Here is a 14,744-nt window from a genome sequence, read left to right as displayed (position 1 = left end):
CCTCCGCACCGGGCGCCGTTTCTGCTCCTGATGGAGTTGCGGTGTTACCCCATCCATGGCTTGTCCGATCGGACGGCGGCTCGGTAACGCGCCGCAAGGCCGGTGCGCGTTATGGCCAGGCGCTGTCCCGCGGGGCGCTCACCGGCCGGTATGGCTCCGGATGTCGGAGCGACCTTGGTCGTGAAGGGAACCCGCTGCCGTGGAAACCTGTTCGCGATCGAGACCGTTCCCACCAGAGCCTCGGCCGAGGCGCGCTCCCACACGGCGGGACACTGCCGATGCTGTGGGAGGCCCGCGCTCGGGCCGATCGGTTCAGGGCCGCAGGATCGCCGGATCCATCACCAGTTCGATCAGGTACGGCCGGTCGGCGGCCAAGGCCTGTTCGAATACTTCGGCGAACTGCTCGGTGCGCTCCACGCGCGCGGCGCCGGCACCGTAGGCGTGGGCGAGGGCAACCATGTCCGGATTGACCAAGTCGGTGCCGTAGCGGCGGCCAGGGTAGTGCTTGTCCTGGTGCATGCGGATTGAGCCGTAGGAGCCATTGTTGACCACGATAACGATCACGTGGGCGTCGTATTGCACGGCGGTCGCCAGCTCCTGACAGGTCATTTGGAAGCAGCCGTCTCCGGCGAAACACACCGCGGGGCGCGACGGGTCGGCGAGCTTGGCGGCGATCGCCGCGGGCAGCCCGTAGCCCATCGAGCCGGAGGTCGGTGCCAGCTGGCTGCCGAACGCACGGAAGGGATAGAAGCGGTGCACCCAGAGTGTGTAATTACCGGCGCCGTTGCTGATCACTGCTTCTGGCGGCAGGCGCTGGCCGAGCCAGGCGACAATCTCGCCGAGCTGCAGCGGCCCGGACAGCTCGGTCGGCCGTTGCCAGGCCTCGCGGCTTTCACGTGCGCGTGCCAGCCAGCTTTGACGCTCAGCGGAGACGTCGGCCGGTTCGAGCGCGGCGGTCGCCTCGGCGAAACCTTGCACCGCGGCGCAGATCGCCAGATCCGGGACCCGTACACGGCCGGGCTCTTGCGGATCGGGATGAATATGGATCAGTTGCTGCCGTGGTTTCGGCACATCCACCAATTCGTAATGACGGGTGGTGATGTCGCCGAGACGGGTGCCGACGGCGATCAGCAGGTCGGCCTCGTCGATCAGTTTGGCGAGTCCGGGGTTCATGCCCAGGCCCGCATCGCCGGCGTAGTTGGAATGACCGTTATCGAAACGATCCTGGCGCCGGAAGGCGGTGGCCACTGGCAGCCCCTGGGCTTCGGCGAACGTTTGTAATTGCTGACGGGTCTCGGCGCTCCAGCCGGAGCCACCGAAGATCGCCAATGGCCGCCGGGCCTCGGCGAGCAGGGTGCGCAGCCGGGCCATGGCTTGCGGGGCCGGGTAGCCCTGGCTGATTGGCGCGGGGCCGACCTCGATCGGCACGGTGCGCTCGAACAGCACATCTTCGGGTAGGCCAAGCACTACCGGGCCCTGACGGCCGGAACGGGCGGTGCTGAAGGCACGGGAGATGTATTCCGGCAGGCGCGCGGCGTCCTGGATATCGGCGGCCCACTTGGCCACTGAGCCGAACAGCGCGCCGACATCGACCTCCTGCCAGGCCTCGCGCTGCTGGAAGCCGCGCGGCACCTGGCCGACGAACACCGCGTCGAATCCTGCGCCGCGACATGCAGCCCGGCCAGCGCGTTGGCGCTGCCGGGGCCGCGGGTGACGAAGCACACGCCGGGGCGACCGGTGGCCTTGGCATAGGCTTCGGCCATCATCGAGGCGCCGCCTTCCTGGCGGCACACCACCAGGGCGATGTCCGGCGCGTCGTGCAGCGCATCGAGCACCGGCAAAAAGCTCTCCCCGGGGACCGTGAACACCCGGTCCACACCGTTGCGTCTGAGCAGTTCGACGATGGCCTGGCCGCCATCGGGCTGGGTATCGGCTGTCATCGGTTCCTCGCTGAATAGAGGCGAAAAAAAGCGCCGCACGGAGGCGGCGCGGCAGGGGCGGGTTACTTGAGCAGGCCGGCTTCGCGGTAGTACTTCTCGGCGCCCGGATGCAGCGGCGCGGCCAGGTTGGCCGGCTCGGCAGATCCTTCGGCGGTCCAGCCCTTCATCGAACCGAACGAGCGCTGCAGTGCTTCGCGGCCTTCCATCACCGCCTTGGTAATGGCGTAGGCGTCTTCATTGGACATGGTCTCGGTGGCATACAGCGAGGTGCTGAAGCCGACGCCTTCGACGGTTTTATCCTGACCTTCGAACATCTTGGCCGGCATGGTGGCGCGGACGAAGCCGAACTTCTCCAGGTAGGCCGTAGCTTCTTCGCTGAGGCTGAGGAAGCGCTGGCCAGGGGTGATCGACAACTGCGCGGTATTCGGGTGGCCCGCGGTGGTGATGCCGATGATCATGTCGAGTTTCTTGTCGCCGAACTGGTCCTGCAGGATGCTCAGGTTCGATTTGCCGATGCTGCCGCCGTAGGACTCGATGTCCTCATAGGACAGGCCGTTGGCTTCCAGGATCAGCTTGGCAATGTACTCGTTCAAGCTGCCCTGCGGGCCGGTACCGATGCGCACCGGCAACTTCTTCTCCTTGATCTCGGCGATCGACTGGATTTCGCTGTCGGTCTGCACGGTGATGCGCTGGTAATACTGGTCGATGCCGCCAACCAACCCGCGCACGTTTTCGATCTTGCGGTCAAATGGCCCGAACGGCTGTTGGGCCCAGGCGGCCACCGGGGGAAAGATCAGGCCAATGTCGGCACGCTTGGCCGCCAGCAACTTTGTGTTGGCGATCGCCATGGGCGTGCCTTGGATATCTACCGTTGAGCCGTCCGGCAGGCGCTGAAGCATTTCGCCGCGCAATGCGCCGGCATAGGCGTACCAGGTGGTGCCAGTCGGGCCGGCGGCGAACTTGACGTTCACCGGTTCAGCGGCCAGTGCGCTGCCGCAGAGTCCGACGCCGCCCAGCAGGGCGATGGCGGCGTATTTGGTGAGAATCTTCTTCATCTTGTTGTTCTCCTTGGTTGAATTCAGTTGATCCGCGCCGCTAGGCCCCGGATCGTTCCAGCACACAATTGCCGTGCGGGTGGCGCGCCTTGCGGCTCTGCCAGGCCCAGACCGCGCAGAGCAGGACCAGCCCGCCCAGCGAGGCCTTGATCACCGGTGCGATCAGCAGGGCGGCGGCGATCAGCAGCAGCGCCGATTCCAGCAGCGAATTGCGTGCGCGCAGGTAGCCGGCCACGCAACCGGCCAGGGCGTAGCAGCCGATCACCGCGGTGGCAACCGCCGGGATGATGGCCTGCCAGTCGCCTTGCAGCAGCAACGCTGGGCTGAAGACGAAGGCGAAGGCCACCAGAAACCCGGCCAGGCTGTAGCGGAACGCCACCCAGCCGGTCTTCCAGACATCCGCCTTGGCGATGCCGCCGGCGACGAAGGCGGCCAGGGCCACCGGTGGCGTGACCATCGACAGCGCGGCGAAATACAGCACGAAGAAGTGCGACGACAGCGCCGGGATGCCGAGCTTGTCGAGCGCCGGAATGGCGAGGATGGCGCCCATGATGTACGCCGCGGTGGTTGGCATGCCCATGCCCATCACGATGACCATGAACATCACCAGCAGCAGTGCCGGGATCAGCATGCCGCCGGACAGCGCGGTAACGAAGCTGCCGAAGGTCAGGCCGAGGTTGGTCATCGAGGCGATGCCGACCACGATGCCGGCACCGGCGCAGGGGATGGCTACGGCGATGGCGCCGCGAGCACCGGAATCCAACGCCTGTATCGAGTCGCTCAATACCGAGCCCGCAGCCTTCAGTACGCCGTTGCCGCCTTCGGTGCGAAAGCCTTCCCAGGCGCGGGTGCAGAGGCCGAACACCAAGGTGATCCAGATCGCCTGCAGGGTCGACGAGCTCAGCGCGCGCCCGGCCATGATCTGATAGACCAGCACGAACACTGGGATCAACAAGTACAGGCGCTTGAGCACGCTGTTCCAGTTGGTGCCCAGCTCGTCGCGCTTGAGGCCGGCCAGGCCCTTGCGCCGTGCCAGCAGGTCAACCACGAAATACAGCGCGACGTAGAACAGCAGCGCCGGAATCAACGCGGCAATCGCCACCTCGGCGTAGGGAATGCCCATGAACTGGGCGATCAGGAAGGCCGCAGCGCCCATCACTGGTGGCATCAGCTGGCCGCCGGTGGAGGAGGCCGCTTCGACCGCTGCGGATTCCTCTGCGCTCATGCCCGACTTCTTCATCGCCGGGATGGTGAACATGCCCATCACCGCGGCATTGGCCGTGGCGCTGCCGCTGACCGAGCCGAACAGCGTCGAGGAGACGATCGAGACCTTTGCCATGCCGCCGCGGAAACGTCCGACCAGCAGTACCGACAGGTCCATGAACAACTGGCCGCCGCCGAACAGCTGCAGGAAGGCGCCGAACAGCAGGAAGTAGAACACCTGGCCGTAGGAGACGATGCTGGGGATGCCGAACACGCCTTCATTCTGCAGCACCTGCACGTCGAGGAAGGTTTCGAGGAACAGGCGGGTCGGCTCGCCATCGTGGCCAATGATGCCGAGCATCGGTATGTCACGCAGCTGCGGGCCGATGAACTGGTAGACCAGAAACACCACTATCACCACGGTCAGGCCCATGCCGAGCGCACGGCGCACCGCCTCGATCACCAGGGCGATGGTCACGATGCCCACCACCAGGTCGATCGGCCGCAGCGGGTCGACCATGGCGATGCGCATCGTCAGCTGTTCAGCGTTGAGCAGGTAGAACAGGCCGATGGCGACCGCCACGGCGGCCAGCAGGTAGTCCGAGGCGCGCACCACGTTGAAATGACCGAGGTCCTGCTTGCGCAGTGGGTGGGTGATGAAGGTCAGCACCAGGCCGAACATGATATGGATCGGCACGGCGACGATCAGGTCGAGCGGCGTGCCGTAGACCATGTAGATCTGGAACGCCGACCAGCAGAGTGCGACGAGAGAGGCCGGGTTGATGAATTTTTTCATGGTTCAGCCCTGCGGGTAGGCGGCCGGAATCCGGCGCGTGACGGTGCACTGCGCCAGGTCAGCGACGGGCGCGGCGAGGATTGCTGATAGGCGCATGGGGAGCATGGACTGCAGAGGGCGCTTGGCAGCGCTGGCCTGCAGGCCACGCGGGCACCACGCGCAGCCGAGAGAGCCGGGGGCGGCAAAGGCGGCGAGACGGGCCGGCGACCCGAAGGTCTGGCTGAGGATCATGGCGGTTCACCGTTGTTGTTTTTATTGGTCGTACGCTCAGCCGACGCAGGCGTCGGCGGCAGCTTCATCTTGGCCGCTGACGGACAGCGTGGCCATTAACGATTTTTGATACAGGCCATCAGGCACAGCTCTAGCTTGCCTGGGTGCTCTGGCCGGCGGCTGTCGTGCGGATTTCACCGAGCAGCGCGGACACCGCGACGCCGAACAGCAGCGCCCAGAACGGCGAGCTGATGCCCAGCAGCGAGAACTGACTCATCGCCACGGCCAGCGCCACGAAGGCGCCGATCTGGCAGGCGCCGCCCTTCTGGAAGGCCTGCTGCAACGCGCCGATCAGCACGCCGATCATCGCCAGCCCGGCCACCACTACGATCAGCGCCTTGGGGAAGGCGAGGATGAAGGGCACCGCGAGCCCGGCGAACAGCCCGAACAGGGCGAATAACACGCCATTGACCAGCGCCGCGCCGTAGCGCAGCCGCGGATCGTCGCCGGCCTGTTCGGACGAGCAGATCGCGGTCATCGGCCCGGCGATATTGGCGTTGTGCCCGCCGAGCAGCCCGGCCAGCACCCCGCCGATGCCGCTGATCACGGTCATCGCGTTGACTGGTGGGCGATACCCCTCGGCCAGCAGGACACCGGTTGCCTGCGCGTTTTCCGCGCCGATCACCAGCGCAGTGAGCGGAATGGTGATGGCCAGAAACGCATCGAGCGAAAAGCTCGGCACGGTAAACGCCGGCATGACCCAGGCGATGTTCACGTCGGCCGGTTGCAACTGGCCAAAGGCGAAGGCCAGCACCAGACCGACCACTCCAGCAACCAGCACCGGCGGCACCGCGCGGGTGAAACGGGTGACCAGGAAGAAGCTCAGCGCGGCGACGCCGGCGATCAGTGGCGCGCTGACGATGGCGTCGATGGCGCCGGTGGCGAAGCGGATCAGCGCCCCGGCAATCATCGCCATGACGATCGGCATCGGCAGCCAGCGCATCAGGCGTCCGATCAGCCCGGTGATGCCGAGCAGCAGGACCAGCACGCCGCTCATGATAAAGGCGCCCACCGCATCACTGAACGGAATGACCGTGAGCGAGGCGGCAAGGATTGCGGCGCCGGGAATGGTGTAAGCGCCGCAGATCGGCTGTCGGTACCGCAGCGCCAGGAACAGGCTGATCAGCCCGCCGAGTACGTAGATCGCGAACAGCCAGGCGACCGTCTGAGCGTTGCTCAGACGGCCGGCTTCGGCGGCGTTGATGACCACCAGCGCCGGGCCGGTGCAGCCGAACAGAGCGGCGACCACGCCGGCGCTGATGGATTTGGAATTGAACGCCCGACGCAGCGTTGGCTCGCCGGTAGCAGCGGGCAGGTCGACCGTCGGTTGTGACAGGTTCTGGGACATGGCTACGCCTTCGCTTTGTTGTTGTGCGTTCGACGAGCGCCGCCCGCAGTGGGCGGCACACGTTCAGGCGACAGAGTTATCCGCCGCGGCGCTATTCCCCACGGAACACTGCAGGGCGTTTGCCGTGAAAGGCTTCGACGCCTTCCTTGAAGTCCGCTGAGCTGCGCAGGCGGCTGTAGCAATGGCCTTCCATCTCGATGGCGACGGTCAGCGGCGCGTCCTCGTTGTCATTGATCAGCTTCTTGGCGGTGCGCTGAGCCAACGGCGAGAAACGGCGCAGTTCGTCGACCAGCGCATCTACGGTGCTTTCCAGTTCGCTGTCCGGTACGCATTCCGTGGCGATGCCCCAGTCGTAAGCCTGCTGACCGGTAATGCGCTTGGCGCGCATCACCATGTGCTTGGTGCGAGTGATGCCAATGATTTTTTGCAGGCGAGCGGAGCCGCCCGAACCTGGGATTTGCCCAAGGTTCTGCTCGGGAAGGGCATAGCGGGTCGTCTCGGAGGCGATGCGGAAATCACAGGCCAGTGACAGTTCGAAACCTACGCCGAAGGTATAGCCACGGTTGGCCACGATGACCGGCTTGGTGCAGCGCGCCGGGGCCGCGACGTTCCAGGCCAGCTTGGAGACATGCTCCGGAGACGCTTCGAGGAAGCCTTTGATATCTCCACCGCTGGAGAAATGTTCGCCCTGCGCACGCAGCACGATGACGCGAATTCCGTCGTGGGCATCCAGGGCCTCGAATACTGCGCGCAACGTGTCACGTTGGCTCATGGCGATCACGTTGAAGGGCGGGCGACCCAGAATCACATCGGCGCGTTCGCGGTCGACGCTGAGTTCAACGGTGAAGCCGTCGAATTCGGTTTCCAGGAATTGTTCGATCTGCTGGTTATTCATCGTGTTTCCTCACTGTAAAAGGTGCGATCAGCTGGCGGTTTCGGAACTGCCGTATTGGGCCACCAGCATGCGGCGCAAAATCTTGCCGACCGGTGACTTGGGGATCTGGTCAATGAATTCGTAACGGCGGGGCCGTTTGAAACGGGCGAGGCCGGAGGACACGCAATGAGCGTCCAGTTCGGCCTCGGTCACCGGATGGCGCAATTTGATGAAGGCCGCGATCAACTTGCCCCACTGCTCATCGGGGAGCCCGACGACCGCGACTTCTTCGACTGCGGGGTGCAGCGACAGCGCGTTTTCTATTTCGGCGGGGCTGACATTCTCGCCGCCGGTGATGATCAAATCATCGACTCGGCCGGTTACGAACAGGTCGCCGTCTTCATCGAAAAAACCGGTGTCGCTGGTGAAGTACCATCCCGCCTGGATCGCCTTGGCATCTGAGTCGGGACGCTTCCAGTAGCCCTCAAACGCCTCATCGCTGGCGAGGTCGGCAATGATCTGACCTTCCTCGTTCGGCTTGCAGAGGTCGTCCGGCGAGGCGCTGCCCAGTGCGACGACACGGATGCGCTGATTGAGCGCGCTGCGCCCGGATGATCCCGGCTTGCTGCTGGCCTTCTGGTCGATGGTGAAGGTGTAGATTTCGGAGCTGCCGTAGTGGTTGACGAACAGCTCCGGCTTGAACGCCTGTTCGACGCGCTGCATCAGTCCATCACTCATCGGCGCGCCGGCAAAGCCGAGCTTGGTCACGCTGGCCACGCGCTCGGGGCTGAAGGCAGGGTGCTCGATGAGCATGTGGTAGAGCGTTGGAACCAGATACAGATTGGTGATTCGCTCGCGCTCGATGGCGTCCAGCGTCGCTTCGACATCGAACTTGGGTACGCAGACGAAGTGACCATCGAGCAGGGCCATCGACAGCAGGGAACGCACACCCATTGTGTGATACAGCGGCATGACGCCGAGGGTGCGCTCCTCATGACCGTAGAGATTCTGCGCCACATGCGCCACGGCGGAAGCACGCTCGGCGCGATGGCGGCGAGGCACGCCCTTGGGCCGGCTGGTCGTGCCTGATGTGTACAGCATGAGCGACCAGTCTTCAGGGGAAGCACGCAGAATCGTTTCGTTCGGTCGCTGGGCGCAGAGCTGCTGGAAACTCATGGCATCGTCGCCCACGGGCCCGCCGACACTGATGCAACGGATATTCTCGACGGCGCACCCTTCCACGGCGCTCCGCCCCGAGTCGTCATACGCCAGCACGCGAGCCTCGGCATCTTCGAGGCACCACATCAGGTCTTCCGTGGTGCAACGCCAGTTCAGGGGCGTCATGATGATGCCGCTGAACTGGCAGGCCCAGTGCAACGTGGCCATTTCCCAGCGGTTCTGCATGACGGTAACCAGATGGTCACCTTTGGTCAGGCCCAACTGCTCGAGACCATGGCTCGCGCGCTGGATGTCTTCGAACCAGGTCTCGTAGGTTTTCCTGAGCGCGCCATCGCTGATTGCTGTCGCGTGTGGTCGGCGCTCGACCGCGGCGAGAAAGCTGCGTCCAAGGTCAAACATGGTTGTTGTTCTCCACGGTGTTTTCTTGTCGTTGTCGTGCCACTTCCAGTACCGCCTGAACCATGCCGGTGTAGCCAGTGCAGCGGCACAGATGCCCGGAAAGCATGTCGCGGACCTGTGTCTCATCTGGGTTCGGCATACGCTCCAGAAATTCGACGCAGGACATGAGGATGCCGGCGGTGCAGAACCCGCATTGCAAGGCGTGATGGCGGCTGAACGCCTGTTGCAGGTCGTTCATGATGTCGTCGCGGGCCAGCGATTCCACGGTGTCCACGCGGCGCTCATGAGCCTGTACCGCCAGCATCAGGCATGAGCGAGAGGCCACGCCGTCTACCAGTACCGTGCAAGCCCCGCACACGCCGTGCTCGCAGCCTACGTGCACCCCGGTAGCGCCCAGTTCGTGGCGTAGAAAGTCGCACAGCTGCATGCGAGGCTCGGCCAGGGCTTTACGCTGGCGGCCGTTGAGTTCCACTTTGACGGGGAAGCGCTGGTCAGCTGGCGCGTGCATGGTCGGTACCTTCGATAAGTTGTTGGCCCAGCTCGCGCACCAGCTGACGCCGGTACGCCGCGCTGGCGTGTACATCGTCCTGCGCGCCAAGCGACCAGGCGAACGAGTTGAGTGCATCCTTGAGCTCTGCACCCAGTGGCAGCCGGCGCAAGACCGAGCGGTCGGCCACACCGCCAATGCCGAGGTCTACCCGGTCCTGACGGATGCAGGCAGCCAGCGCGACCAGTGCGAAGTCGCCATGACGCATCGCGATCTCACGGAAGCGATAGGTCACATCAGGCTCGCGCAGCGGAAAGTGCACTTCGACGACCAGCTCGTCAGGACGCTTATCAGTGGTCAGTACACCTTGAAAAAACTGCTCGGCTGGCAGCTCCCGGCGTTTGCCCTTGAGTGATTCCAGCACTACCGTGCCGCCCAGCGTGACGAGGCACAGCGGGATTTCGGCGCTCGGGTCGGCATGGGCGACCGAACCACAGACGGTTCCGCGGTTGCGGGTCTGGAAATGACCGATCCACGGCATGGCCTGGGCCAGCAGCGGCACTTCATCGATCAGGCTGGAGCGGTCCAGGAGCTCTACCTGGCGCACGGCCGCGCCCACGATCAGGCGGTTTTTTTCCAATCTCTGATAGTGCAGATCGCTGGCGTGGTTGATGTCGATCAGGACTTTGGGTTGTGCCAGGCGCATGTTCAGCACCGCCATGAGCGACTGACCGCCGGCGATGATGCGAGCCTGCTCGCCGTGTTCGGCCAGCAACTGAAGTACTTCGCGCTTGTCAGTGGCGCGGATGTAATCGAATGCAGCGGGTTTCATTTCGCACCTCCGAGTCCCAGCAATGCGCGCAGCCGCTGCCACAGGCTGGTCTCCACTGGCTTGCCGGTCAGGCGAAGCGCCAGCCGTGTGAATATCTGGCCGATGATCACTTTCGAAGCGCTCTGCAACATGCGCCCGCCCACGGCGGCGACCTTGCCACTGACCGCCGCGTCGTAGGCGTAATCCAGGCGCGTATGGCCGTTTTCCAGCTCGACGAAAGTCACTTTTGCACTGCCTGTGGCAGAGCCCATCGGGCTGTTGCCAGAACCGGACAGCCGCAATGAATGCGGTGGCTCCAGGTCCGTGAGCCCGACGCGGGCGGCGAAGCGCGCGCGAATCATGCCAACGCCCACCGTTACGTCGGCGCGGTAGTGGTTCTCGCTTTCCAGCTCGAGGGCGTGGCAACCGGGGATAATCGCCTTGAGTGTCTCGGGATCGAGCAGAGCGTCGAACACCGCCTGTGGCGGAGCCGGAATCTCGACCGAATCCTGGGCCTGCAGGGCAGAGCCACCGGCAACCCGCGGGGCTTCCAGCGTGACGCCCTCAGGTGGGGGCGGCTCGTCGATGCCGATCATGGTGCGCACGCGTGAAGGCGTCAGCGGGAGCTTGATGTCGGAGCGTCCCAGCGCATCGGCCATGGCATTGGCGATGCACACCGGTGTGCTCATGTTGTTGCCTTCTCCCACGCCTTTGGCGCCAAGGGGCGTGAAGGGCGAGGGCGTTTCCATATGCAGGATCAGCGGCTCGACGGCCTCGGGGGCGGTTGGTACGAGGTAGTCGGCAAAGGTGCCCGACAGGAAGCTGCCGTCCTCGCCATACGCGAACTCTTCCATCAGGGCTACACCGAGCGCCTGCGTGAAGCCTCCCCGGATCTGCCCATCGACCAGCATCGGGTTGAGAATGCGCCCGGCGTCGTGGCAGGTGACGTAGCGGTCGATATGTACCTCGCCCGTAACGCGGTCGACCTCAAGGCCGCAATAGTCGAAGATGAAGCCGTAGCACAGCGAGCTATTGACGCAGTCGTTGTCGTCCGGAGCGGTCAGCTGTGGTGGCGTCCAGAATGCGGTTTCGCGCAGCCCACCTTCCTCGCTTTCGGGAAGCAGGCCTGGCGACCAATGGGTGGATCCGGCGATCCGATGGAAGGCCTGATTGGGGCCGTCTTCGACGAACACCTTGCCGTTGGCGAAGCGCACCTGGTCGACTGGCACGTCCCACATCGACGCCGCAATATTGGCCATGCGCTCGCGAATTCTCACGGCGGCCTTGTAGACAGAACCGGCAACTGCACCGGCAAAGCGGCTGGAATAGTTGCCTGATGCGATCGACCAGGCGTCCTTGCCCGTGTCCAGCTCGACATTGACGTTGATGCTGTCGAGCGCCACGCCCAGCACTTGCGAAATGATTTGCGCAACGACGGTCTGATGCCCCTGGCCCTGGGGCGTAGATGAAATATGCACGGTGACGCCACCAAGCGGGTCGACGCTGACCGTGGCGGTGCTGACCGCACCGTTCTTCGGGCCGCTTTTGCGCCGCTCCTCAGGCGTCATCGCCGTGGTGATATAGCCCATGTTGGATATCGAAGGTTCGACCACCGCGGTGTAGCCGATGCCGTAGAGGCGGCCTTCGGCACGGGCCTGTTCGCGGCGTTGCAACAATTCATCGAGCCCTCCCTCACGAACGGCGAGATCGACCGTCGCGGGGTAGTCACCGGAATCGAGCAGGGCACCGGCCGCTGCCCGGTAGGGGAATACGCCTGCCGGCACCAGATTGCGGCGAATGACCTGTAACGGGTCCAGACCCAGCTGGGTGGCGACCTCGTGCATCAGGCGCTCAAGGGCGAAATACACCTGGCCGCCGCCAAATCCGCGGTTGAGTCCGCTTGGGACCTTATTGGTGAGCACGACGCGATTACGCACCGACAGGTTGCGGATGGCATAGGCGCCCGACAGATTGCCGTGCATGCGATAGAAGGTGGCCGGTTCCGGCGCGCGCAGGTAGCCACCACAGTCGTCGATCTGGTCATAGTGCAGGGCGGTCACGCGTCCGTCGCTTTCGACGGCGGCCTGAATCTCGCAGACCCGATTGGTTGCGCTGGACGAGGCCTGCAAGTGTTCCAACCGGTCCTCGACCCACTTCACCGGTGCGCCGACCTTGCGCGCCGCCAGGCCCATCAGCACCACGTACGGGAAAACCCCCTGCTTGATGCCGAAGCTGCCACCCGAGTCTGGCGGCGTACGTAAGCGCAGGCGATTGCCGGGTACGTTCAATGCACGCGCCATCACCGAGTGCAGCGCGTAGGGGCCCTGGAAATTGGAGAGCACGTCGTAAGTGCCGGTGGCGGGCAGGTATTGCCCCAGCACCACGTAACATTCGATGGGTGTGCAGGAGTTGCGCGGGTAATGGACCTTGATCGTTACCCGGTGAGGGGCTGTTTCGAAGGCTTGCTCAGGCTCCCCGTAATGAAAGTGCCGCTCGTTGACCACGTTGCTGCCGACCGCTTCATGAAGCACGGGTGCACCGTCTGCGGCTGCGGCTTCCGGATCGATGATCGGCGGTAGCGGTTCGTATTCGACCCGCACGGCATCCAGCGCATCCTCGGCCAGGTAGCGGTCTTCGGCAATTACTACGCAGACCGGCTCGCCAACATAGCGGGCTTTGTCGACCGCCAGGCACCAATGTTCCATAGGCGCTCGCACGCCCACCGGAAACGGGTTTGCCCAGCGTTTGATGTCTTCACCCGTGAGGACGCCATGCACGCCCTTCATGGCTAGCGCAGCGTCGACATCTACCGAAGTGATGCGGGCATGCGCATGGGGAGAGCGGACAATGGCAGCGTGCAACGTGCCGGGTGGGACAGCGACATCGTCGGCATAGCGGCCCAGCCCGCGCAGTAACGCCGCATCCTCGACACGACTCTGGGATCGTCCTATCTGGCCGACCCCGTTCTTGGCAGTGGGTTGGTAGGTGTTCATACGGGACTCTTGTTCTGATGTGTCCCGAGTATTGAAGAACGCCCACCCAGGCCGCCTTGCCTGTGGCTATGAAGTTTTGCCTATGGATTGTCAGATTTACCTTTGAGTCTGATTCCGACGACAAAGGGGCGCGCCAGAACGGTTTAGGCGATGTGCATGACCCCGATCAGTTGCGGCTTCGGTCGGGGCAATACGGCAGGAAGGCAGGATGAATGTGCGAATTTACTGAATGCTGCGCAGAGGGCAGTGCTCAGATCGCGCTGATTTTGCTGATGCTGGAAATTCGGCCGTTCCAGATCATTTCGTAATGAGCGGTCTGGACCATGGACAGCACCACGCCTGGTGTCATGAGTGCCCAGCAACACTGGTCCGCTTTGCGTACCGAGCGGTACCGCAGGCCGGGCTTACCGGACGACTTCACCATGCGTCCGAGGCGACGGCCATGGGAATAGTCATCGGGATCGTAGATAGGGTCGCTCATCGGGATCGACGTTGCGTCGAGCATCCCGGTTTCGTTGAATCGGCACGACAAACCGCGAAAAACGAACCGATCGTAGTTCAGTTCTTCCACGTGCGACCAATACTGGTCCTGGTGGTGACGGACTTCGGCAAGCGCCGTGTCCATCGTACTGGCGAGGTAAAGCACACCATAGGTGCCGTCGCTGAATCGCGACCCCGCTGGATTCACGTGGGTAAACGGACTGGTGGCGTATGAGCAACCTGGGATGCCGAAGGGGATTTGATCGCGCGGTATCAGCTCGAGCCGTCCGGTCTCGTTGCGCAGCCTTGGATTCGTCAGCGCCTGCAGCTGATACAGCGTGTCGAACTCGGACGCGTCAGCAACATCATCGAACAAGGCAATAGGCGGAAACTTCGAGTTCACCAGGCGATAAGCCTGTAATTGAGCGTCGGCCCGTTCTGGCAGCTCGCCAAGCTCTACCACTGGGCGCCCCGTAAGCTATCGATGCGCCGAAATGATTCGTACAGGGAAATCATGTCGCCCTGGGACATGACCTCGAGCGGAGATCGGCCATTGAAGAATTCGTTGTGGTTGGGCATCGCAGGGAAGCCGTACACGTTGTCCGGGTTGTCGAACAGCAGCCTTAGAGCCGCATGAATATTTAAAACGAAACTGATGCGTTGCATCTGGTCCGGGTCAAGACTTACAGACCAGTTCGCGTCACCCAACTTGGCGCGCGCATGCGTGCTGCGCGATATTCGCAGGATGTTGCAAGCCTGTTCAGTAGTTGCCTGCCACTTATCGAGGATAGTTACCGCTGCCCTCAGGCCCGTTGCGCATTGATCCTTCGAGAATGCCTGTGCTTGGAGAATTGCTGGCATAGCTGATGCGCCTGTTTTGACTCTGTAGACACAAAAGTAGCACTTATC

10 protein-coding genes and 1 pseudogene are annotated in these 14,744 nt (G+C 63.6%); all 11 read right to left on the bottom strand.

Annotated features, from left to right (window positions below; translation table 11 throughout):
- Window positions 1-312: 312 nt before the first annotated feature.
- The 11 genes and pseudogenes from CH92_RS11390 to CH92_RS11335 all read right to left on the bottom strand — a co-directional run bounded on the left by CH92_RS11390 (window position 313) and on the right by CH92_RS11335 (window position 14,696).
- Window positions 313-1,940, bottom strand: a pseudogene (locus tag CH92_RS11390) (thiamine pyrophosphate-binding protein).
- 62 nt (window positions 1,941-2,002) lie between these two features.
- Window positions 2,003-2,995, bottom strand: a complete 993-nt coding sequence (locus tag CH92_RS11385) for a TAXI family TRAP transporter solute-binding subunit (RefSeq protein WP_025241906.1) — start codon at window positions 2,993-2,995, stop codon at window positions 2,003-2,005.
- A 40-nt stretch (window positions 2,996-3,035) separates the two neighbouring features.
- Window positions 3,036-4,994, bottom strand: a complete 1,959-nt coding sequence (locus CH92_RS11380) for a TRAP transporter permease (RefSeq protein ID WP_025241905.1) — start codon at window positions 4,992-4,994, stop codon at window positions 3,036-3,038.
- A gap of 361 nt (window positions 4,995-5,355) precedes the next feature.
- A complete protein-coding gene (locus CH92_RS11370) occupies window positions 5,356-6,612 on the bottom strand; it encodes a benzoate/H(+) symporter BenE family transporter (RefSeq protein WP_025241903.1) in 1,257 nt (418 codons plus the stop codon).
- A 91-nt stretch (window positions 6,613-6,703) separates the two neighbouring features.
- Window positions 6,704-7,507 carry an enoyl-CoA hydratase/isomerase family protein gene (locus CH92_RS11365; RefSeq protein WP_025241902.1) on the bottom strand — a complete coding sequence of 268 codons (804 nt, stop codon included), beginning with the start codon at window positions 7,505-7,507 and terminating at the stop codon, window positions 6,704-6,706.
- A gap of 27 nt (window positions 7,508-7,534) precedes the next feature.
- Complete coding sequence (locus tag CH92_RS11360; protein WP_025241901.1) at window positions 7,535-9,064, bottom strand: AMP-binding protein; 1,530 nt, start codon at window positions 9,062-9,064, stop codon at window positions 7,535-7,537.
- A complete protein-coding gene (locus tag CH92_RS11355) occupies window positions 9,057-9,572 on the bottom strand; it encodes a (2Fe-2S)-binding protein (protein WP_025241900.1) in 516 nt (171 codons plus the stop codon). The genes CH92_RS11360 and CH92_RS11355 overlap by 8 nt, the downstream gene beginning before the upstream one ends.
- Window positions 9,556-10,383 (bottom strand): FAD binding domain-containing protein, encoded by an 828-nt coding sequence (locus tag CH92_RS11350; RefSeq protein WP_025241899.1) that lies wholly within the window; start codon window positions 10,381-10,383, stop codon window positions 9,556-9,558. The genes CH92_RS11355 and CH92_RS11350 overlap by 17 nt, the downstream gene beginning before the upstream one ends.
- Entirely contained in the window at window positions 10,380-13,355 is a 2,976-nt protein-coding gene (locus tag CH92_RS11345) for a xanthine dehydrogenase family protein molybdopterin-binding subunit (protein ID WP_025241898.1), read from the bottom strand. The genes CH92_RS11350 and CH92_RS11345 overlap by 4 nt, the downstream gene beginning before the upstream one ends.
- Window positions 13,356-13,605: 250 nt before the next feature.
- Window positions 13,606-14,298 carry an RES family NAD+ phosphorylase gene (locus CH92_RS11340; protein ID WP_025241897.1) on the bottom strand — a complete coding sequence of 231 codons (693 nt, stop codon included), beginning with the start codon at window positions 14,296-14,298 and terminating at the stop codon, window positions 13,606-13,608.
- Window positions 14,292-14,696 (bottom strand): hypothetical protein, encoded by a 405-nt coding sequence (locus CH92_RS11335; protein ID WP_025241896.1) that lies wholly within the window; start codon window positions 14,694-14,696, stop codon window positions 14,292-14,294. The genes CH92_RS11340 and CH92_RS11335 overlap by 7 nt, the downstream gene beginning before the upstream one ends.
- Window positions 14,697-14,744 lie beyond the last annotated feature (48 nt).

Source organism: Stutzerimonas stutzeri, from assembly GCF_000590475.1.
GTDB lineage: Bacteria > Pseudomonadota > Gammaproteobacteria > Pseudomonadales > Pseudomonadaceae > Stutzerimonas > Stutzerimonas stutzeri_D.
Note: the sequence above shows the minus strand (reverse complement) of the source record. Positions and strands in the feature narration are given on the sequence as shown.